This window comes from Enterobacter sp. RHBSTW-00175 (assembly GCF_013927005.1).
Taxonomy (GTDB): domain Bacteria; phylum Pseudomonadota; class Gammaproteobacteria; order Enterobacterales; family Enterobacteriaceae; genus Enterobacter.
In genome coordinates this window covers 2,377,653-2,399,280 of the sequence record NZ_CP055930.1, presented here as the reverse complement: position 1 = coordinate 2,399,280, position 21,628 = coordinate 2,377,653, and the positions used below count along the sequence as shown (strand labels likewise).

Genomic DNA, 21,628 nt, shown 5'->3' with positions numbered 1-21,628 from the left:
TCTCAACCGCCGAAACAGCTTCGGCGTTGTAAGGTTAAGCCTCACGGTTCATTAGTATCGGTTAGCTCAACGTATCGCTACGCTTACACACCCGACCTATCAACGTCGTAGTCTTCAACGTTCCTTCAGGACTCTCAAGGAGTCAGGGAGAACTCATCTCGGGGCAAGTTTCGTGCTTAGATGCTTTCAGCACTTATCTTTTCCGCATTTAGCTACCGGGCAATGCCATTGGCATGACAACCCGAACACCAGTGATGCGTCCACTCCGGTCCTCTCGTACTAGGAGCAGCCCCCCTCAATTCTCCAGCGCCCACGGCAGATAGGGACCGAACTGTCTCACGACGTTCTAAACCCAGCTCGCGTACCACTTTAAACGGCGAACAGCCGTACCCTTGGGACCTACTTCAGCCCCAGGATGTGATGAGCCGACATCGAGGTGCCAAACACCGCCGTCGATATGAACTCTTGGGCGGTATCAGCCTGTTATCCCCGGAGTACCTTTTATCCGTTGAGCGATGGCCCTTCCATTCAGAACCACCGGATCACTATGACCTGCTTTCGCACCTGCTCGAGCCGTCACTCTCGCAGTCAAGCTAGCTTATGCCATTGCACTAACCTCCTGATGTCCGACCAGGATTAGCTAACCTTCGTGCTCCTCCGTTACTCTTTGGGAGGAGACCGCCCCAGTCAAACTACCCACCAGACACTGTCCGCAACCCGGATTACGGGTCTACGTTAGAACACCAGCCATTAAAGGGTGGTATTTCAAGGTTGGCTCCACGCAGACTGGCGTCCACGCTTCAAAGCCTCCCACCTATCCTACACATCAAGGACCAGTGTTCAGTGTCAAGCTATAGTAAAGGTTCACGGGGTCTTTCCGTCTTGCCGCGGGTACACTGCATCTTCACAGCGAGTTCAATTTCACTGAGTCTCGGGTGGAGACAGCCTGGCCATCATTACGCCATTCGTGCAGGTCGGAACTTACCCGACAAGGAATTTCGCTACCTTAGGACCGTTATAGTTACGGCCGCCGTTTACCGGGGCTTCGATCAAGAGCTTCGCGTTGCCGCTAACCCCATCAATTAACCTTCCGGCACCGGGCAGGCGTCACACCGTATACGTCCACTTTCGTGTTTGCACAGTGCTGTGTTTTTAATAAACAGTTGCAGCCAGCTGGTATCTTCGACTGATTTCAGCTCCACCCGCAGGGGCTTCACCTACACATCAGCGTGCCTTCTCCCGAAGTTACGGCACCATTTTGCCTAGTTCCTTCACCCGAGTTCTCTCAAGCGCCTTGGTATTCTCTACCTGACCACCTGTGTCGGTTTGGGGTACGATTTGATGTTACCTGATGCTTAGAGGCTTTTCCTGGAAGCAGGGCATTTGTTACTTCAGTACCGTAGTACCTCGTCATCACACCTCAGCGTTAAAAAGAGTCCGGATTTACCTAAACTCTCCGCCTACATGCTTAAACCGGGACAACCGTCGCCCGGCTAACATAGCCTTCTCCGTCCCCCCTTCGCAGTAACACCAAGTACAGGAATATTAACCTGTTTCCCATCGACTACGCCTTTCGGCCTCGCCTTAGGGGTCGACTCACCCTGCCCCGATTAACGTTGGACAGGAACCCTTGGTCTTCCGGCGTGCGGGCTTTTCACCCGCATTATCGTTACTTATGTCAGCATTCGCACTTCTGATACCTCCAGCATCCCTCACAGGACACCTTCAACGGCTTACAGAACGCTCCCCTACCCAACAACGCATAAGCGTCGCTGCCGCAGCTTCGGTGCATGGTTTAGCCCCGTTACATCTTCCGCGCAGGCCGACTCGACCAGTGAGCTATTACGCTTTCTTTAAATGATGGCTGCTTCTAAGCCAACATCCTGGCTGTCTGTGCCTTCCCACATCGTTTCCCACTTAACCATGACTTTGGGACCTTAGCTGGCGGTCTGGGTTGTTTCCCTCTTCACGACGGACGTTAGCACCCGCCGTGTGTCTCCCGTGATAACATTCTTCGGTATTCGTAGTTTGCATCGGGTTGGTAAGCCGGGATGGCCCCCTAGCCGAAACAGTGCTCTACCCCCGAAGATGAGTTCACGAGGCGCTACCTAAATAGCTTTCGGGGAGAACCAGCTATCTCCCGGTTTGATTGGCCTTTCACCCCCAGCCACAAGTCATCCGCTAATTTTTCAACATTAGTCGGTTCGGTCCTCCAGTTAGTGTTACCCAACCTTCAACCTGCCCATGGCTAGATCACCGGGTTTCGGGTCTATACCCTGCAACTTAACGCCCAGTTAAGACTCGGTTTCCCTTCGGCTCCCCTATACGGTTAACCTTGCTACAGAATATAAGTCGCTGACCCATTATACAAAAGGTACGCAGTCACACCACGAAGGTGCTCCCACTGCTTGTACGTACACGGTTTCAGGTTCTTTTTCACTCCCCTCGCCGGGGTTCTTTTCGCCTTTCCCTCACGGTACTGGTTCACTATCGGTCAGTCAGGAGTATTTAGCCTTGGAGGATGGTCCCCCCATATTCAGACAGGATACCACGTGTCCCGCCCTACTCTTCGAGTTCACAACCTGTGTGCTTTCGTGTACGGGGCTATCACCCTGTATCGCCGGACTTTCCAGACCGTTCCACTAACACACAAGCTGATTCAGACTCTGGGCTGCTCCCCGTTCGCTCGCCGCTACTGGGGGAATCTCGGTTGATTTCTTTTCCTCGGGGTACTTAGATGTTTCAGTTCCCCCGGTTCGCTTCGTTAAGCTATGTATTCACTTAACGATAGTGTGTCGGAACACACTGGGTTTCCCCATTCGGAAATCGCCGGGTCAAAGGTTCATATCACCTCGCCGGCGCTTATCGCAGATTAGCACGTCCTTCATCGCCTCTGACTGCCAGGGCATCCACCGTGTACGCTTAGTCGCTTAACCTCACAACCCGAAGATGTTTCTTTCGATTCATCATCAAATTGCGAAAATTTGAGAGACTCGAACACACCACTTAAGGTGTGTCGTTTCAATTTTCAGCTTGATCCAGATTTTTAAAGAGCAAATATCTCAAACATGACTCGCTGAGTCAGTTTTGAGATACGGGGGTCGGCGACTTTCACTCACAAACCAGCAAGTGGCGTCCCCTAGGGGATTCGAACCCCTGTTACCGCCGTGAAAGGGCGGTGTCCTGGGCCTCTAGACGAAGGGGACACTGAAGTCTGCTTCGGCAAGACGCCTTGCTATTTACTTTTCATCAGACAATCTGTGTGAGCACTACAAAGGCAGGTTCTTTAAGGTAAGGAGGTGATCCAACCGCAGGTTCCCCTACGGTTACCTTGTTACGACTTCACCCCAGTCATGAATCACAAAGTGGTAAGCGCCCTCCCGAAGGTTAAGCTACCTACTTCTTTTGCAACCCACTCCCATGGTGTGACGGGCGGTGTGTACAAGGCCCGGGAACGTATTCACCGTAGCATTCTGATCTACGATTACTAGCGATTCCGACTTCATGGAGTCGAGTTGCAGACTCCAATCCGGACTACGACATACTTTATGAGGTCCGCTTGCTCTCGCGAGGTCGCTTCTCTTTGTATATGCCATTGTAGCACGTGTGTAGCCCTACTCGTAAGGGCCATGATGACTTGACGTCATCCCCACCTTCCTCCAGTTTATCACTGGCAGTCTCCTTTGAGTTCCCGGCCGAACCGCTGGCAACAAAGGATAAGGGTTGCGCTCGTTGCGGGACTTAACCCAACATTTCACAACACGAGCTGACGACAGCCATGCAGCACCTGTCTCAGAGTTCCCGAAGGCACCAATCCATCTCTGGAAAGTTCTCTGGATGTCAAGAGTAGGTAAGGTTCTTCGCGTTGCATCGAATTAAACCACATGCTCCACCGCTTGTGCGGGCCCCCGTCAATTCATTTGAGTTTTAACCTTGCGGCCGTACTCCCCAGGCGGTCGACTTAACGCGTTAGCTCCGGAAGCCACTCCTCAAGGGAACAACCTCCAAGTCGACATCGTTTACGGCGTGGACTACCAGGGTATCTAATCCTGTTTGCTCCCCACGCTTTCGCACCTGAGCGTCAGTCTTTGTCCAGGGGGCCGCCTTCGCCACCGGTATTCCTCCAGATCTCTACGCATTTCACCGCTACACCTGGAATTCTACCCCCCTCTACAAGACTCTAGCCTGCCAGTTTCGAATGCAGTTCCCAGGTTGAGCCCGGGGATTTCACATCCGACTTGACAGACCGCCTGCGTGCGCTTTACGCCCAGTAATTCCGATTAACGCTTGCACCCTCCGTATTACCGCGGCTGCTGGCACGGAGTTAGCCGGTGCTTCTTCTGCGAGTAACGTCAATCACCAAGGTTATTAACCTTAATGCCTTCCTCCTCGCTGAAAGTACTTTACAACCCGAAGGCCTTCTTCATACACGCGGCATGGCTGCATCAGGCTTGCGCCCATTGTGCAATATTCCCCACTGCTGCCTCCCGTAGGAGTCTGGACCGTGTCTCAGTTCCAGTGTGGCTGGTCATCCTCTCAGACCAGCTAGGGATCGTCGCCTAGGTGAGCCGTTACCCCACCTACTAGCTAATCCCATCTGGGCACATCTGATGGCAAGAGGCCCGAAGGTCCCCCTCTTTGGTCTTGCGACGTTATGCGGTATTAGCTACCGTTTCCAGTAGTTATCCCCCTCCATCAGGCAGTTTCCCAGACATTACTCACCCGTCCGCCGCTCGTCACCCAGGAGCAAGCTCCCTGTGTTACCGCTCGACTTGCATGTGTTAGGCCTGCCGCCAGCGTTCAATCTGAGCCATGATCAAACTCTTCAATTTAAGTTTGATGCTCGTGAATTAAACTTCGTAATGAATTACGTATGTTCACTCAGAGACTTGGTATTCATTTTTCGTCTTGCGACGTTAAGAATCCATGTCACTTTGAGTGCCCACACAGATTGTCTGATAAATTGTTAAAGAGCAGTGCAACGTGGCTTTCAGCTCACCGTTGCGAGGTGGCGTATATTACGCTTTCCTCTTTCAGAGTCAACCCGTTATTTCAGGATTTTTTCTCTTCAACCGACCGCGTTGTTTGTGAAGTGATTCACATCCGCCGTGTCGATGGAGGCGCATTATAGGGAGTTCTCCGCAGGCCGCAATAGAAAAATTGCAGAAAAATGACTGACTGCTGCATTCCACAGCAAAACCCCGCCTTATACCTTTTTACACACAGACTTATCCACAATACTACGAAAAAGTGAAAATTCGCGAGCGTTGCGCAAACGTTTTCGTTAAAATGCTCGCGCCTGACAAGGATGTCCCGTTAGGGGTGTTAGCTGAGTTTTTTTGTGGAAAATTCATCTAACGCTCACTGTAATCGTGAAATCCAGGGGATTTACCATGCAACAACGTCGTCCAATCCGCCGCGCTCTGCTCAGTGTTTCTGATAAAGCCGGTATCGTCGAATTCGCTCAGGCACTTTCTGCACGTGGTGTAGAGCTGCTTTCTACTGGCGGAACTGCTCGCCTGTTAGCAGATAAAGGCTTGCCGGTTACCGAAGTGTCCGATTACACCGGTTTCCCGGAAATGATGGATGGACGCGTGAAAACTCTGCACCCGAAAGTGCATGGCGGCATCCTTGGCCGTCGCGGCCAGGATGACGGTATTATGGAACAACATGATATTGCGCCGATCGACATGGTTGTTGTTAACCTCTACCCATTTGCCCAGACCGTTGCCCGCGAAGGCTGCTCTCTGGAAGATGCAGTAGAGAATATTGATATCGGTGGCCCAACCATGGTGCGCTCCGCTGCCAAGAACCATAAAGATGTTGCCATCGTGGTTAAGAGCAACGACTACGCTGCTATTATTAATGAGATGGATGCCAACGAAGGCTCCCTGACTCTGGATACGCGTTTCGACCTCGCCATTAAAGCTTTCGAACACACCGCCGCTTACGACAGCATGATCGCCAACTACTTCGGTAGCCTGGTGCCAGCTTATCATGGCGAAAGCCGTGAGCCGTCTGGTCGCTTCCCACGTACCCTGAACCTGAACTTCATTAAGAAGCAGGATATGCGTTACGGTGAGAACAGCCACCAGCAGGCTGCCTTCTATATAGAAGAAGAAGTAAAAGAAGCATCTGTGGCGACTGCACAGCAGGTTCAGGGCAAAGCGCTCTCTTATAACAACATTGCCGACACCGATGCCGCGCTGGAATGTGTGAAAGAGTTCAGCGAGCCAGCCTGCGTTATTGTGAAGCACGCAAACCCATGCGGCGTGGCGGTAAGCACCTCTATTCTGGATGCCTACGATCGCGCTTATAAAACTGACCCGACCTCTGCATTCGGCGGCATTATTGCTTTCAACCGCGAACTGGATGCTGAAACCGCACAGGCCATCATCTCCCGTCAGTTTGTTGAAGTGATCATCGCGCCATCTGCCACGGAAGAAGCCCTGAAAATCACCGCCGCAAAACAGAACGTGCGCGTGCTGGTTTGCGGTCAGTGGGCTGAGCGCGTATCAGGCCTGGACTTCAAACGCGTGAACGGCGGCCTGCTGGTTCAGGATCGCGATCTGGGTATGGTCACGGCGGGTGATCTGCGCGTTGTAACTAAGCGCCAGCCAACCGAGCAGGAACTGCGTGATGCGCTGTTCTGCTGGAAAGTGGCGAAGTTCGTGAAATCCAACGCCATTGTTTATGCAAAAGAGAACATGACCATCGGAATAGGCGCAGGCCAGATGAGCCGCGTTTATTCTGCCAAAATCGCCGGCATCAAAGCAGGTGACGAAGGTCTGGAAGTGAAAGGCTCCGCCATGGCGTCTGACGCCTTCTTCCCGTTCCGTGACGGTATCGATGCTGCCGCAGCTGTAGGTATCACCTGTGTGATCCAGCCTGGCGGTTCCATTCGTGACGACGAAGTGATTGCCGCAGCCGATGAACACGGCATTGCGATGATCTTCACCGACATGCGCCACTTCCGCCATTAATCCACGGAGCAGACAATGAAAGTATTAGTGATTGGTAACGGCGGGCGCGAGCACGCTCTGGCGTGGAAAGCAGCACAATCCCCGCTGGTGAAAACCGTCTTTGTCGCACCAGGCAACGCCGGTACGGCGCTGGAGCCTGCGCTGCAAAACGTGGCTATCGGCGTAACAGATATCCCGGCGCTGCTGAGCTTTGCCCAGAACGAGAAGATCGACCTGACTATCGTTGGCCCGGAAGCTCCGCTGGTGATTGGCGTGGTTGATGCATTCCGCGCTGCGGGCCTGAAAATCTTCGGTCCAACCGAAGGCGCCGCGCAGCTCGAAGGCTCCAAAGCGTTCACCAAAGATTTCCTCGCTCGCCACAATATTCCCACTGCGGAATACCAGAACTTCACGGAAGTTGAGCCAGCCCTGGCTTATCTGCGTGAAAAAGGCGCGCCGATTGTTATTAAAGCCGACGGCCTGGCTGCCGGTAAAGGTGTTATCGTGGCGATGACCCTCGAAGAAGCAGAAGCTGCAGTCCAGGATATGCTGGCAGGCAACGCGTTTGGTGACGCTGGCCACCGTATTGTTATCGAGGAGTTCCTCGACGGTGAAGAGGCGAGCTTTATCGTGATGGTCGACGGCGAGCACGTACTGCCAATGGCCACCAGCCAGGATCACAAACGTGTTGGCGATGCGGATACCGGCCCGAATACTGGCGGTATGGGCGCGTACTCCCCGGCTCCGGTCGTGACTGATGACGTGCATCAGCGCACGATGGATCGCATTATCTGGCCAACCGTAAAAGGCATGGCGGCCGAAGGTAACACCTACACCGGTTTCCTCTATGCGGGCCTGATGATCGACAAGCAGGGTAATCCGAAGGTTATCGAGTTCAACTGTCGCTTTGGCGATCCTGAAACTCAGCCGATCATGCTGCGCATGAAATCCGATCTGGTTGATCTGTGTCTGGCGGCCTGCGAAGGCAAGCTGGACGAGAAAAACTCCGAGTGGGACGAACGTGCTTCTCTGGGCGTGGTGATTGCTGCGGGCGGTTATCCGGGTAACTACAACACCGGTGACGAAATCCACGGTCTGCCGCTGGAAGAGACTGAAGGCGGTAAGGTATTCCATGCGGGGACGAAACTGTCTGATGACGATCGCGTGCTGACCAACGGTGGCCGCGTGCTGTGCGCGACTGCGCTTGGCAATACCGTCGCAGAGGCTCAGAAGCGTGCGTATGCGTTGATGGCAGATATTCACTGGAACGGTAGCTTCAGCCGCCGGGATATTGGTTATCGCGCGATAGCGCGTGAGCAGGGCGAGTAATACCCTCTAACCCTAACCCTCTCCCACCGGGAGAGGGAAATTACGTCAGAAACTCTTCTCCATCGGCTGCCAGGTGCAGAAATTTTCGTTCGCCACCAGCAGCAGCTGAGATCCTTCCGGTGCTTCCAGCCAGGATACACTCACTTCAACCGACGACTTTTGCTGTCGACGTTGAATATGTTGTATCGCCCAGGTTTCAAGTTCAGGCTTCACCGTCTGCCCTTCGCAGGTGGTGACCGTACCATCCACATGCCAGCGTCCCTGACGCAGCACGACACGTCCCTGACGCAGCGCATCGCTGGTCTGACGAATTTGTTCAGCACGGTATTTATAGAGGGCGATTTGATCGCTGGAAAGTTGCTGCTTTTGCCCACTCACTTCACGCTGCATAAAACTCAGCTCGCCATGGTCGTCAAAACGCACACGGACATGTTCGGGGGTCTTACTGTAGATATTCAGCTCGATAAGCGACAGGGTGTCGTCTTGCCAGCGGTACTCAGCGGTTGAGGTATCGCCGCTGTGCCACGGGCTGAAGGCAGAGAGAAGATGAACTTCCCCGCCAGAATCTTTGCGCCATATCCTGACTGCTCCCTGATTGTCAGCGTAGCCGCTGCCGGTAAACGGTGGCAGAGAGGAGTCATGACTACAGGCTGACAGCAACAGCACGCCGGCCAGCGCGAGTGCACCACGCCAGACAGACAAAAGGGGCGTTACCGCCCCTTCGTTAAAACTGTTCACTGCCACGCGTCTTACTTAACAGCGTCTTTCAGTGCTTTACCAGAAACAAATGCCGGCACGTTAGCTGCGGCGATTTTGATTTCTTTACCGGTCTGCGGGTTGCGGCCAGTACGCTCAGCGCGGTGGTTCACTTTGAAGGTACCGAAACCAACCAGTTGTACAGCATCGCCTTCTTTCAGAGACTCAGTAATAGCAGCCAGGGTAGATTCCAGAGCAGCTTTAGCCTGCACTTTAGACAGATCAGCCTTGTCCGCAATTACATCAATCAGTTGAGTCTTGTTCATAAGTTATCCTTTCAATGTGTTTATCGCTTGCTAAGCATCGAGTGCGACGAAAATGCCAAAAAAGCACTCTCCTGCATACACGCACCGATAGCCACTTTTTTTCGCCCCCCAAATGTAGACCAGACGGGGGGCGAAAGGGAAGAGTCGAGGAGTGACAAAACAGGCGTTAAATCACGTTTTGTTGACTCATTGGTTAAAAATTATACCAATATTACTCTCGGCGGCCTCACGTAAGTCCGCACGAAGCCCTTTGATCAGCTCAATATCGCGTTCTTCGCACTCTGCCAGTAATCGGAAAATCTCCCACTGAATATCCCATTCCTGCTCAACTGCGGGGTTCGCTCTCAGTTCTTCATCGGTCATTTCGCGACCTTCCTGGGTCATTTCCAGCATCGCAACGGTAGTAATCGATGCTTTACTGACTTCAATGGCGTGCTCCAGGGTTTCGCCACTCAGACGGGAGTGAATCAGTTCACTTAATGCCACGCAGGCATCAATTGCCGGATAGACACCGTACAGGTCGAAATCATCCGCTACCGGAATGGCCTCTTCCAGCTTTTCAAGTTGAGAGTCGAAGTTCACCTTCGCGTCTTTGACGGTCAGCGTTTCCCAGATGAGATCCAGAATACGGCGATAGATATGGCCATCACCAAATTCCGTCTGCTTACAGAACGCGGCGTAGTTGGGATACATGCGCTCGCACAGGCAAGCCATAAAAGTGACGTGCTGCCAGCTTTCCAGCTTCTCAAGGCGCAGATGAATCGGGTTTTGTAACATGATGATGTCTCGAATCGGAAATTAGCGGCAGTTTACCTGAATCATCGCTGAATTTCCTGCCAGCGAATAAAAGCCGGTCGCTGTGATGCAACGGCATCCGCCCAGCGTGTTGGCTCCGGTAAACGATATCCTCTTGTGCAACGCTGCACCCACGTTAGCGCACTGTCCATACTGACCCGGTGCCCGGTGGCGATAAACAGCGGATTACAGCGCGCTTTACTGCGCCAGACCCATGCCAGCTGCTCGCCTTTATCCATCAGGGGGCCGAGTGCGCCCGCTTCGGCAGAAAGAGGCTCAAACGCACCGCACAGGCGCTTTTTGGCGACACCTATCGTTGGCACATCCACCAGCAGGCCAAAATGGCTGGCAACGCCCAACCGGCGCGGATGAGAAATACCGTGCCCGTCAACGAACAGCAGGTCAGGTTTTTGCGAGAGGAGCTCCCACGCGGCCAGCAGCGCGGGATATTCACGAAAGGAGAGAAAACCTGGAATGTAAGGCATGGTGGTAGCGATACGCGCTACCTTGTATTCCACCAGCTCCAGCGAAGGGTACTTCAGTACCACCATCGCGGCTCGCGTCACCTCCCCGCCCTGCTCAAACCCCACATCGGCGCCACCAATATACTGCGGCGGATTCTTATCGAGTTGATCCTCGCGGATCACCGATGATGCCAGTTCCAACTGCTGAGCGCGTAATGACGCGAGATCCATAGCTATTCCTTACTTGTGGTACTGCGCAGACAACCGGTGTACCGCCTCCACAAACGCACCCGCGTGCTCAGGCGGTACATCCTGATGAATACCGTGGCCGAGGTTAAAGACGTGGCCTTCACCCTGACCAAAGCCCGCCAGAATAGTTGCGACCTCTTCTTCGATACGTGCAGGCGGTGCATACAGCATGGATGGGTCCATATTGCCTTGCAGCGCCACTTTGTCGCCCACGCGGCGACGTGCATCAGCGATATCGGTCGTCCAGTCCAGCCCAAGCGCGTCACAGCCTGTTGCTGCCATCGCTTCGAGCCACTGACCGCCACCTTTGGTGAACAGCGTTACCGGCACGCGGCGGCCTTCATTTTCGCGCAGCAGACCATCAACGATTTTGTGCATGTAATAGAGCGAGAATTGCTGATAATCGCGCCCGGTCAGCACACCACCCCAGGTATCGAAAATCATCACTGACTGCGCACCCGCTTTAATTTGGGCATTCAGATACAGCGTGACGCTCTTCGCCAGCTTGTCGAGCAGCGCATGCAGCGCCAGTGGCTCGGCATACATCATCTTTTTGATCACGGTAAAGGCTTTGCTGCTGCCGCCTTCAACCATGTAAGTCGCCAGCGTCCACGGGCTGCCGGAGAAGCCAATCAGCGGCACTTCGCCTTTCAGCTCACGGCGGATGGTGCGTACCGCATTCATCACATAGCCCAGCTCACCCTCAGGGTCTGGGATCGGCAGCTTATCGACGTCGGCTTTGCTCTTAATCGGAGAGGTGAAACGTGGGCCTTCGCCCGTTTCGAAATACAGCCCAAGACCCATGGCATCAGGGATAGTCAGAATGTCCGAAAAGAGGATCGCCGCATCCAGTGGATAACGTCGCAGCGGCTGGAGCGTGACTTCGCAAGCCAGTTCCGCATTTTTGCACAGCGACATAAAATCCCCCGCCTGGGCACGGGTGGCTTTGTACTCCGGGAGATAGCGGCCAGCCTGGCGCATCATCCACACCGGAGTGACATCAACGGGCTGGCGCAGCAGCGCACGCAGATAACGATCGTTCTTCAGTTCGGTCATTTTTGCAGTTCCTTAAGCGTCATGGCCTCAGTGTAACATGTCACTCAGCATCAGCCCGACACATTGCTACGGTATCTTCAATCAGCCGGCGCGCCACGGTGCCCGGTGGCGGTAACAGCGGTAAATCGTCGTAACGATACCAGTTCGCCTCCAGCAGCTCTTTCTGGTCGATAACGATCTCGCCGCTGTCGTATTCGGCCATAAACGCGGTCATCAGTGATTGCGGGAACGGCCACGGCTGTGAGGTGACATAGCGCAGGTTTTTCACCGTAATCCCGCTCTCTTCCATGACTTCGCGTGCTACGGCCTGCTCCAGCGTCTCACCCACTTCAACGAATCCGGCTAACACGGTGTGTACGCCGTTGCGATGGCGGGTGTGTTGCGCCAGCAGGATCGAATCTTCCCGGCGGATAGCGACAATGATGCACGGCGCAATTTGCGGGTAGTAACGTTCCCGGCAGTGGCTGCACAGCATCGCCCATTCGGTTTTGCTCGGATGCATGGTATGGCCGCAATAGCCGCAGTATTTATGCGAACGGTAAAACTCCGCCAGCTGCACGCCGCGGCCAGCCAGCTGGAACAGCCCGACATCAAGATCGAGTACCTGACGAACCGATCCCATATCCTGACGGCGGGCCTGCTGGATCATCCACACAGGATCGCCCTGCCACTCGCCGATCCTCAGCGCAGGTTGGCCCACAAGATCGAATTTTTCTGCCGCGCCATAGGGTATTTCCCCTGCGGGCAACCATAATTTTTGTTCGTAACTGACTAACCACCAACCGAGATCTGATTTTTCAATAATACGATCCATATCTATTGCACTACCTTCGCTTCACTGACATGTTGTTAGCATCGTGGTTAAATTTTGGGTAAGCAGATTCAATTCTAAACCTTGCGGAGTCGAACATGTTAAACCAGCTGGAAAGCCTGACAGAGCGCGTTGGAGGAAGTAACAAACTGGTGGATCGCTGGCTACATGTACGCAAGCATCTGCTCGTGGCTTATTACAATCTGGTCGGCATTAAGCCTGGCAAAGAATCCTACATGCGCCTGAACGAAAAAGCGCTGGATGATTTTTGTCAGAGCCTGGTCGACTACTTGTCCGACGGCCATTTCAATATTTATGAACGTATTATCCGCGAAATGGAAGGGACAACGCCGTATTTAGCGGCCAGCAAACTCTATCCGCTGCTGGAAGCCAACACTCAGCAGATTATGGACTACTACGACTCCACGCTTGAGAACGCTATTGATCACGATAACTATCTTGAGTTCCAGCAGGCGCTGTCCGATCTTGGCGAAGCCCTGGAAGAGCGATTTACGCTGGAAGATAAGCTGATCGCCCTCGCGCTGGACAACGATTTGAACATCAGTAACGAAGAGAACATCGCGCGGCCTGCTTGAGTTCTTAATCGTTAACGAGTAATTTACAAACATTCGCCCCTCTCACGAGGGGGATTTTTCTTGTCGGAGTGCCCAGCGTTTGCAAAAACGCGGGCTGAGACCGTTAATTCGGGATCCGCGGAACCTGATCAGGCTAATACCTGCGAAGGGAACAAGAGTTACACTGCTGTTGTATCGCCCCTGGGCGATCTCCTCTTGCTTCATCCGTCGTCTGACAAGCCATGTCCTTCACTTTTGGAATGAGCTATGTCTACCACTAAACTGACCCGTCGCGAACAACGCGCACAAGCACAACACTTCATCGACACCCTGGAAGGCACTGCTTTCCCGAACTCAAACCGCATTTACATTACCGGCTCTCAGGCGGATATCCGCGTCCCGATGCGTGAAATCCAGCTTAGCCCAACGCTCATTGGCGGCAGCAAAGAGGATCCGCAGTTTGAAGATAACGAAGCGATCCCGGTGTATGACACCTCTGGCCCGTATGGCGATCCTGAGATTGCGATCAACGTTCAGCAGGGTCTGGCAAAGCTGCGCCAGCCGTGGATTGACGCCCGTAATGACAGCGAAGAACTCAACGAGCAAAGCTCCGCATATACCAAAGAGCGCCTGGCCGACGACGGTCTGGACGAGCTGCGCTTCACCGGCCTGCTGACCCCGAAACGCGCCTCAGCAGGCAAATGCGTAACCCAGCTACACTATGCGCGCCAGGGTATCGTCACGCCGGAAATGGAGTTCATCGCCATCCGCGAAAATATGGGACGTGAACGTATTCGCGGTGAAGTGCTGCGCCACCAGCATCCAGGAGAAGGTTTCGGCGCGCGTCTGCCGGAAAATATCACCCCGGAATTTGTGCGTGACGAAGTGGCTGCCGGGCGCGCCATTATCCCTGCGAACATCAACCACCCTGAATCAGAGCCGATGATCATCGGGCGTAACTTCCTGGTGAAGGTCAACGCCAACATTGGTAACTCGGCGGTGACCTCCTCCATTGAAGAAGAGGTGGAAAAACTGGTCTGGTCTACCCGCTGGGGTGCAGACACGGTGATGGACCTCTCTACCGGACGTTACATCCACGAAACCCGCGAGTGGATCCTGCGTAACAGCCCGGTACCGATTGGTACTGTGCCCATTTATCAGGCGCTGGAAAAAGTGAACGGCATCGCCGAAAACCTCACCTGGGAAGCCTTCCGCGATACGCTGCTGGAGCAGGCTGAACAGGGTGTGGACTATTTCACCATCCACGCCGGTGTGCTGCTGCGTTATGTGCCGATGACCGCTAAACGCCTGACCGGGATTGTCTCGCGCGGCGGCTCAATCATGGCCAAATGGTGCCTGTCGCACCATCAGGAAAACTTCCTGTACCAGCACTTCCGCGAGATTTGCGAAATCTGCGCGGCCTACGACGTTTCGCTCTCACTGGGTGATGGCCTGCGTCCAGGCTCGATTCAGGATGCCAACGACGAAGCGCAGTTTGCCGAACTGCATACGCTGGGCGAACTGACCAAAATCGCCTGGGAGTATGACGTGCAGGTAATGATTGAAGGCCCGGGACATGTCCCTATGCAGATGATCCGCCGCAACATGACCGAAGAGCTGGAGCACTGCCACGAAGCGCCGTTCTATACTCTGGGGCCATTGACCACAGATATCGCGCCAGGCTACGACCACTTCACCTCCGGGATTGGCGCGGCGATGATCGGCTGGTTCGGCTGCGCCATGCTCTGCTACGTAACGCCGAAAGAGCACCTCGGTCTGCCGAACAAAGAAGATGTCAAACAGGGTCTGATCACCTACAAAATTGCCGCCCACGCAGCGGATCTGGCGAAAGGCCATCCGGGCGCGCAAATCCGTGATAACGCGATGTCGAAAGCACGCTTCGAATTCCGCTGGGAAGATCAGTTCAACCTGGCGCTCGACCCGTTCACCGCCCGCGCCTACCACGACGAAACCCTGCCACAGGAATCCGGTAAAGTGGCGCACTTCTGCTCCATGTGCGGGCCAAAGTTCTGCTCCATGAAAATCACCCAGGAAGTGCGTGATTACGCAGCGGCACAGGCTATTGAAGTGGGCATGGCGGACATGTCAGATAACTTCCGCGCAAAAGGCGGCGAAATCTACCTCAAAAAAGAGGAGGCGTAATGTATCAGCCTGATTTCCCACCGGTTCCCTTTCGGCTAGGGCTTTACCCGGTAGTGGATAGCGTTGAGTGGATTGCGCGCCTGCTGGAGGCAGGCGTTCGCACCATCCAGCTGCGCATCAAAGATAAACGTGATGAAGAGGTGGAGGCCGATGTGGTCGCCGCCATTGAACTGGGGCGTCGTTATGAGGCCCGCCTGTTTATCAACGACTACTGGCGATTGGCCATTAAGCACCAGGCTTACGGCGTGCACCTGGGTCAGGAAGACCTGGAGACAACGGATCTGGACGCTATCCGTAAAGCCGGACTGCGTTTGGGGGTCTCAACCCACGACGACATGGAGATCGATGTGGCGCTCGCCGCACGCCCCTCTTATATCGCACTTGGCCACGTCTTCCCGACACAGACCAAACAGATGCCTTCAGCACCCCAGGGGCTTGGGCAGCTGGCTGGTCATATTCAGCGACTGACCGATTATCCGACCGTCGCCATCGGCGGCATTAGCCTTGAACGGGCTCCGGCTGTGCTGGAGACGGGCGTTGGCAGTATTGCCGTCGTCAGCGCCATCACCCAGGCCGCAGACTGGCAGGCCGCCACCGAACAGCTGTTACAGCTGGCAGGAGCAGGTGATGAATGATCGCGACTTTATGCGCTACAGCCGGCAGATACTGCTGGAAGATATCGCTATCGACGGCCAGAAAAAACTTCTTGAAAGCCGGGTGTTAGTTGTCGGGCTGGGAGGATTAGGGACGCCCGCCGCGCTGTATCTGGCTGGAGCGGGCGTGGGTACGCTGGTGCTGGCGGATGACGACGACGTGCATCTCAGCAACCTGCAACGCCAGATCCTTTTTACCACCGACGATATTAACCAGCCCAAAGCGCGTATCACCCGGCAGCGGCTAAACCAGCTCAACCCTGATATCGAACTTATCGCCCTGCAAGAGCGTCTGGCGGGTGAAGACCTGCTACGCGAAGTGGCGCTTGCGGATGTTGTGCTGGATTGCACCGACAATATGGCAACCCGCCAGGCCATCAACGCCGCCTGCGTAACACATAACACGCCGCTGATCACCGCCAGTGCGGTCGGTTTCGGCGGGCAAATGATGGTGCTCACGCCGCCCTGGGCGCAGGGGTGCTATCGCTGCCTGTGGCCAGACGATGCCGAGCCGGAACGCAACTGCCGCACCGCGGGCATTCTTGGGCCTGTGGTGGGTGTAATGGGGACATTGCAGGCACTGGAGGCCATTAAGTTACTCAGCGATATGGAGACGGATCGCAATACGCTGCGGCTGTTTGATGCCCGCTCTGGCGGCTGGCGACACCTGGCGTTACACCGCGCAAGCCAATGTCCGGTGTGTGGAGGCCAGAATGCGCATTCTGTTTAATGACGAACCGCTGAAGTGCGACGATGGGCTCACCATCGCCATACTGCTCGACAAATTGCGCCAACTGAAGCCGGGAACAGCTCTGGCACTTAATCAACAGATCCTGCCGCGTGAGCAGTGGGAGCATCAGCAGGTGCGCGAAGGCGACAACATCCTGCTGTTTCAGGTTATCGCAGGGGGTTGATATGTTACGTATTGCCGACAAAACCTTTGATTCACATCTCTTTACCGGAACCGGAAAATTCGCGTCACCGCAGCTAATGGTCGATGCCATTCAGGAAAGTGGTAGCCAGCTGGTAACGCTCGCTATGAAGCGCGTTGATCTGCGCAATCACAGCGATGCCATACTCGGGCCACTGCTGGCGGCTGGCGTGACCTTGCTACCAAACACCTCCGGAGCAAAAACCGCAGAAGAGGCGATTTTTGCCGCCCAGTTGGCACGAGAAGCGCTGGGGACGCCCTGGCTGAAACTTGAAATTCATCCTGATGCCCGCTGGCTGCTGCCCGACCCAATCGAAACCCTGAAAGCCGCCGAAAAACTGGTCCAGCTTGGTTTTACCGTTCTGCCCTATTGCGGGGCCGATCCGGTATTGTGCAAACGGCTGGAAGAAGTGGGCTGTGCCGCCGTGATGCCGCTGGGCGCGCCTATTGGTTCCAATCAGGGGCTGGAAACCCGCGCCATGCTGGAGATAATTATTGAACAGGCAACCGTACCAGTAGTAGTTGATGCTGGTATTGGTGTTCCGAGCCATGCCGCGCAGGCGCTGGAAATGGGGGCCGATGCCGTACTGGTCAACACCGCAATTGCGGTGGCAGACGATCCCGTGATGATGGCGCGCGCGTTTCGTCTGGCGGTGGAAGCAGGCATGCTGGCACGTCAGTCTGGCCCCGGGTCACGTAGCCCTCTTGCGCGGGCCACCAGCCCGCTGACCGGCTTTCTGGAGGCGCTCTGATGACCACTTTTACCGACCGCTGGCGGCAGCTCAACTGGGACGATATTCGCCTGCGCATCAACAGTAAAACGTCAGCAGATGTGGAGCGGGCTTTAAATGCCCGTCATCTGACCCGTGAGGACCTGATGGCCTTGCTCTCCCCTGCGGCCAGCGCTTATCTGGAGCCGATGGCCCGGCGCGCACAGCGTCTTACCCGACAACGTTTTGGCAACACAGTCAGCTTTTACGTGCCGCTTTATCTCTCTAACCTGTGCGCCAATGACTGCACCTACTGCGGTTTTTCCATGAGCAACCGTATCAAACGCAAAACGCTGGATGAGCAGGAGATCGCCCGCGAGTGTGCCGCCATACGCGAGATGGGATTCGAACATCTGCTACTGGTAACCGGAGAGCATCAGGGGAAAGTCGGGATGGACTATTTTCGCCAGCATCTTCCTGCCATTCGCCGCGAGTTTTCATCGTTACAGATGGAGGTTCAGCCCCTTTCTGAGGACGAATACGCCGAGCTTAAAGGCCTGGGGCTTGATGGCGTAATGGTCTACCAGGAAACCTATCACGAGGCGATGTACGCGCAGCATCACCTGAAAGGGAAAAAACAGGATTTTTTCTTCAGGCTGGAGACGCCAGACAGGCTTGGACGTGCCGGGATTGACAAAATCGGGCTGGGTGCGTTGATTGGGCTTTCTGATAGCTGGCGGGTAGATTGCTATATGGTGGCGGAGCACCTGCTGTGGCTACAGCAACACTACTGGCAAAGCCGCTACTCGATCTCTTTCCCACGTTTGCGTCCGTGCGCAGGGGGAATAGAGCCGGCTTCGCTGATGGATGAACGCCAGCTTGTTCAGACCATCTGTGCATTTCGCCTGTTCGCGCCGGAGGTGGAACTGTCACTCTCCACACGCGAATCACCGGCGTTTCGCGACCGTGTTATCCCGCTGGCTATCAACAATGTCAGTGCCTTTTCCAAAACCCAGCCAGGGGGTTATGCCGATGACCATCCCGAGCTGGAACAGTTTGCGCCCCACGATGGCCGACGCCCTGAAGCCGTGGCAGATGCGCTTGCAGAACAGGGGTTACAGCCGGTATGGAAAGACTGGGATAGCTGGTTGGGGCGCGCTTCGCAATTACGATGAAACACCGTGCAACGGTGCAGAAAGTTGCCGAGAAGCTTCGTAGCGTTATAACCGGGTGGTTGTCAGACATCACCCGGTTTTTTTATGCTTTCTTCGTCAGCAACGGACGCTGACCAGGGCGAATAGCTTCTTCCTCGATTCGCCCTGCCTTCTCTTGATCACTACAACAAAATTTTAATTCATCAAATAAATACGAAATTTATTATCGTTTCTTAAGGTAAATCATCTTGCATTGAAACCTTACGCGTATAATTAACCGCCAACATCCGGGTAGCGACTATGCTCAGAGGATACTCATTGCTCTCACGCCTCACATCATCTGGACTGATTTACAACTCATGGCACTTCATAGCAGAAAACTATCTTTCACCAGGCCGATTATGGTCAGTTTCGCGGGGATCCTGCTCAGTTTTATTCTGGTCGCTGTGTTTATCACCCTGTCCCAGCGCAGTAATTTTCTTAATGATTATCATAAGATTAACGGAAACTTCACCCACAACCTTGCGGTGATCTACACCGAATCCATCCTGCATGAAAATGACTATATCCTTGGACGAGCAGCCACCTTCTTCGCACGTAACGACAGGCTGAATCAAACAATAAACACCAATCCAGGTGAAGGATTGCAGGTATTGATGCATCTTCAGAATCTGATGCCGACCGTCTCTTCCATCTCGCTGGCCGACACACAAGGGCATTATCTGCGTGCCCCGGAAGTTCTGCCCACGGACAAGAGCAAAACATTTGATGCCCGCACCCGCCCGTGGTTTATCGGCCAGGCAGAAGCCAGTACTTTCAGCCGCTATACCCATCCTTATATGGATTACTTCACCGGACATCCTACGGTCACACTCTTTAAACCCGTTATTTCGCCAGAGGGGCGCCTGAAAGGGACGCTCGCATTTCACCTCGACCTGACGTCAATGGGATTTACACTGCGGCAAATGGTCGCCCCCGTACAAGGCGAGTTTTTTATCGTGGAGCGGGATGGTACTGTCGTGCTGCACCCTGATACCGGGGCACTTTTTAAGCCGTACGTCAGCGAAGCGCTGATGGATAAAATGACCAGCGGTGAGGGCCATCTTTATGACCCGGAAAGCAAAACCTGGTTTTACTACTACTCGTTTACCAACCCCGACTGGTTTGTTATCTACCGGGTGGCTGATTCTACACTCATCGGGATCACCCAACATGAGACAGCTATCGTCGGCTGGGGATTGGCGCTGGCAAGCCTCATTATCATCCTGTTTGGTTTATACCTGCGTCATGCCTCACGCACCGTTCTGATGAACATCATTAACGCGATCAAAACCGGGGATGTCAGCACGGCGCCTCGCCTTGAAGCGATGCTCAGCCATACCATTCAGTCAAACAAAGAACGGGAACTTGCCTATGTGCGCCAGGCGACCCACGATGCGCTGACAGGCTGTAAAAACCGCCGTGCTTTCGACAACGACATTGCTGAGCTGCTCAATAACCATCAGCCGTTTGCCCTGGCGCTGGTCGACATTGATAACTTCAAATCCATCAATGACACCTGGGGACATTTGAGCGGTGATATCGTTCTGCGCAACGTCGCGCGTGAAGGGCTTCAGGTTATGCAGCCACATAACGTCTCTGTTTATCGCTACGGCGGTGAGGAGTTTGCGGTTATCTTCCGCTCGGAGTTGTTCGCGCTGTCTCACGAATTACTGGATACATGGCGTATCGCGGTGGAGAAGCGCGCATGGCGAGAAGAGAATCTGCACGTGACATTCAGCGCCGGGCTGGGCGAATGGCATTTCGAGCCGCTTGAGCAGTTTATTGGCACCGTAGATGGTGCACTTTATAAAGCCAAACAGCAGGGTAAAAATCGCATTTTGCAAACCTCCGATAACTAACCCCTCTCCTTTCTCAGTGCCCGTTTCAACGGGCATATTGCCTGCAGATGTAAAATTGTAACCGGTTTCAGAAAATTGCCGATTTCTTTGTGATGCCAAACACACAATCGCGGTAAAGCGGTTGTTGAAGCGGTCTGCACGGGATAATTATCAATAAACACATGTACATCGAGGCTGACTATGAAGAACATCGTTTTATGCTGTGCAGCGGGAATGTCGACCAGTATGCTGGTTCAACGAATGAAAGATGCCGCGCAGAAAAAAGGGGTTGAAGTAACCATTAAAGCCGTCCCGGTTGCGGAGTTTAAAGACAACATTGCCGCCGCCGACATCGTATTACTGGGGCCACAGGTAAAATACGAGCTGGCAAAACTTCAGGCGCAGGCAGACCCGCTGGGTAAAAAGGTCGCGGTTATCGACATGATGGATTACGGCATGATGAAAGGCGATGTCGTACTGGAAAAAGCCCTCAAACTGCTGGAGTGACCTGTGGAAGATTTAGAAACAACGATCATGGAATTACTGGTCAATGCGGGCGCAGCGCGCAGTGCAGCCCTGACTGCATTGCAGATGGCTCGTAAAGGTGACTTTGCCGAAGCCGAAAAAGCGATGGAAGAGTCGCGCGAATATGTGAAACATGCGCACACGATCCAGACGCAGCTGATTGGTCTTGATGAAGGCACCGGGAAGCTTCCGGTCAACCTGATCACTGTTCATTCTCAGGATCACCTGATGAACGCGATGGTTATCCAGGATCTGGCGGGCGACATGATTGAGCTTTATCGACGGATCCCGTTGGTAAACTGAAAACATGCAGATGTAAAAAAACCCGCCGAAGCGGGTTTTTTATTGT

Annotated in this window: 18 protein-coding genes, 1 tRNA gene, 2 rRNA genes and 1 riboswitch; of the genes, 12 read left to right on the top strand and 9 right to left on the bottom strand. The window is 54.2% G+C overall.

The features are described 5' to 3' along the window. Positions 1-30: 30 nt before the first annotated feature. From HV107_RS11350 to HV107_RS11340, 3 genes are all read right to left on the bottom strand, one after another. Positions 31-2,936, bottom strand: a 23S ribosomal RNA gene (locus tag HV107_RS11350). 194 nt (positions 2,937-3,130) lie between these two features. After that, positions 3,131-3,206: transfer RNA gene (locus tag HV107_RS11345), tRNA-Glu, on the bottom strand. An 86-nt stretch (positions 3,207-3,292) separates the two neighbouring features. After that, positions 3,293-4,832 (bottom strand): 16S ribosomal RNA (locus tag HV107_RS11340). Together the 16S and 23S rRNA genes with 1 tRNA gene alongside form the textbook arrangement of a ribosomal RNA operon. Before the next feature lie 561 nt (positions 4,833-5,393). Here HV107_RS11340 and purH point away from each other — a divergent pair. Together purH and purD are read left to right on the top strand one after the other, a co-directional pair. Then, positions 5,394-6,983 carry a bifunctional phosphoribosylaminoimidazolecarboxamide formyltransferase/IMP cyclohydrolase gene (gene purH, locus HV107_RS11335; RefSeq protein WP_182063265.1) on the top strand — a complete coding sequence of 530 codons (1,590 nt, stop codon included), beginning with the start codon at positions 5,394-5,396 and terminating at the stop codon, positions 6,981-6,983. A 15-nt stretch (positions 6,984-6,998) separates the two neighbouring features. Further along, positions 6,999-8,291, top strand: coding sequence for a phosphoribosylamine--glycine ligase (purD, locus tag HV107_RS11330; RefSeq protein WP_182063264.1), 1,293 nt, complete (start codon positions 6,999-7,001; stop codon positions 8,289-8,291). 45 nt (positions 8,292-8,336) lie between these two features. Here purD and HV107_RS11325 read toward each other — a convergent pair whose 3' ends face one another. From HV107_RS11325 to nudC, 6 genes are all read right to left on the bottom strand, one after another. Continuing rightward, positions 8,337-9,029: a DUF1481 domain-containing protein gene (locus HV107_RS11325; RefSeq protein ID WP_182063263.1), complete on the bottom strand. Its 693-nt coding sequence runs from the start codon at positions 9,027-9,029 to the stop codon at positions 8,337-8,339. A gap of 11 nt (positions 9,030-9,040) precedes the next feature. After that, positions 9,041-9,313, bottom strand: coding sequence for a nucleoid-associated protein HU-alpha (gene hupA / locus HV107_RS11320; RefSeq protein ID WP_002445246.1), 273 nt, complete (start codon positions 9,311-9,313; stop codon positions 9,041-9,043). Positions 9,314-9,499: 186 nt separating this feature from the next. After that, a complete protein-coding gene (locus HV107_RS11315; RefSeq protein WP_014068465.1) occupies positions 9,500-10,090 on the bottom strand; it encodes a YjaG family protein in 591 nt (196 codons plus the stop codon). 41 nt (positions 10,091-10,131) lie between these two features. Continuing rightward, entirely contained in the window at positions 10,132-10,803 is a 672-nt protein-coding gene (nfi, locus tag HV107_RS11310; protein WP_182063262.1) for a deoxyribonuclease V, read from the bottom strand. Positions 10,804-10,812: 9 nt separating this feature from the next. After that, on the bottom strand, positions 10,813-11,877 hold the full coding sequence (gene hemE, locus HV107_RS11305; RefSeq protein ID WP_182063261.1) for a uroporphyrinogen decarboxylase: 1,065 nt from the start codon (positions 11,875-11,877) through the stop codon (positions 10,813-10,815). 40 nt (positions 11,878-11,917) lie between these two features. Beyond that, positions 11,918-12,691, bottom strand: a complete 774-nt coding sequence (nudC, locus tag HV107_RS11300; RefSeq protein WP_182063260.1) for an NAD(+) diphosphatase — start codon at positions 12,689-12,691, stop codon at positions 11,918-11,920. A 95-nt stretch (positions 12,692-12,786) separates the two neighbouring features. On the opposite strand from nudC, the gene rsd reads away from it, so the two are divergent. The 10 genes from rsd (at position 12,787) to HV107_RS11250 (ending at position 21,582) form a co-directional block, all read left to right on the top strand. Beyond that, positions 12,787-13,284, top strand: a complete 498-nt coding sequence (gene rsd / locus HV107_RS11295) for a sigma D regulator (protein WP_182063259.1) — start codon at positions 12,787-12,789, stop codon at positions 13,282-13,284. Between the two features lie 54 nt (positions 13,285-13,338). Next, positions 13,339-13,452, top strand: a riboswitch (TPP riboswitch). Between the two features lie 78 nt (positions 13,453-13,530). Further along, positions 13,531-15,426, top strand: coding sequence for a phosphomethylpyrimidine synthase ThiC (gene thiC, locus HV107_RS11290; RefSeq protein ID WP_182063258.1), 1,896 nt, complete (start codon positions 13,531-13,533; stop codon positions 15,424-15,426). Then, entirely contained in the window at positions 15,426-16,061 is a 636-nt protein-coding gene (thiE, locus tag HV107_RS11285; RefSeq protein WP_182063257.1) for a thiamine phosphate synthase, read from the top strand. Before thiC ends, thiE begins: the two co-directional genes overlap by 1 nt. Next, positions 16,054-16,809 carry a thiazole biosynthesis adenylyltransferase ThiF gene (locus tag HV107_RS11280; RefSeq protein WP_182063256.1) on the top strand — a complete coding sequence of 252 codons (756 nt, stop codon included), beginning with the start codon at positions 16,054-16,056 and terminating at the stop codon, positions 16,807-16,809. The genes thiE and HV107_RS11280 overlap by 8 nt, the downstream gene beginning before the upstream one ends. After that, positions 16,793-16,993, top strand: coding sequence for a sulfur carrier protein ThiS (gene thiS, locus HV107_RS11275; RefSeq protein ID WP_182063255.1), 201 nt, complete (start codon positions 16,793-16,795; stop codon positions 16,991-16,993). The genes HV107_RS11280 and thiS overlap by 17 nt, the downstream gene beginning before the upstream one ends. 1 nt (position 16,994) lies before the next feature. Beyond that, entirely contained in the window at positions 16,995-17,762 is a 768-nt protein-coding gene (thiG, locus tag HV107_RS11270; protein WP_182063254.1) for a thiazole synthase, read from the top strand. After that, a complete protein-coding gene (thiH, locus tag HV107_RS11265; RefSeq protein ID WP_182063253.1) occupies positions 17,762-18,895 on the top strand; it encodes a 2-iminoacetate synthase ThiH in 1,134 nt (377 codons plus the stop codon). The genes thiG and thiH overlap by 1 nt, the downstream gene beginning before the upstream one ends. A gap of 338 nt (positions 18,896-19,233) precedes the next feature. Further along, a complete protein-coding gene (locus HV107_RS11260) occupies positions 19,234-20,775 on the top strand; it encodes a sensor domain-containing diguanylate cyclase (protein WP_182063252.1) in 1,542 nt (513 codons plus the stop codon). Between the two features lie 180 nt (positions 20,776-20,955). Then, on the top strand, positions 20,956-21,261 hold the full coding sequence (locus HV107_RS11255) for a PTS sugar transporter subunit IIB (protein ID WP_182063251.1): 306 nt from the start codon (positions 20,956-20,958) through the stop codon (positions 21,259-21,261). 3 nt (positions 21,262-21,264) lie between these two features. Next, positions 21,265-21,582, top strand: coding sequence for a PTS lactose/cellobiose transporter subunit IIA (locus tag HV107_RS11250; protein ID WP_061706801.1), 318 nt, complete (start codon positions 21,265-21,267; stop codon positions 21,580-21,582). Positions 21,583-21,628 lie beyond the last annotated feature (46 nt).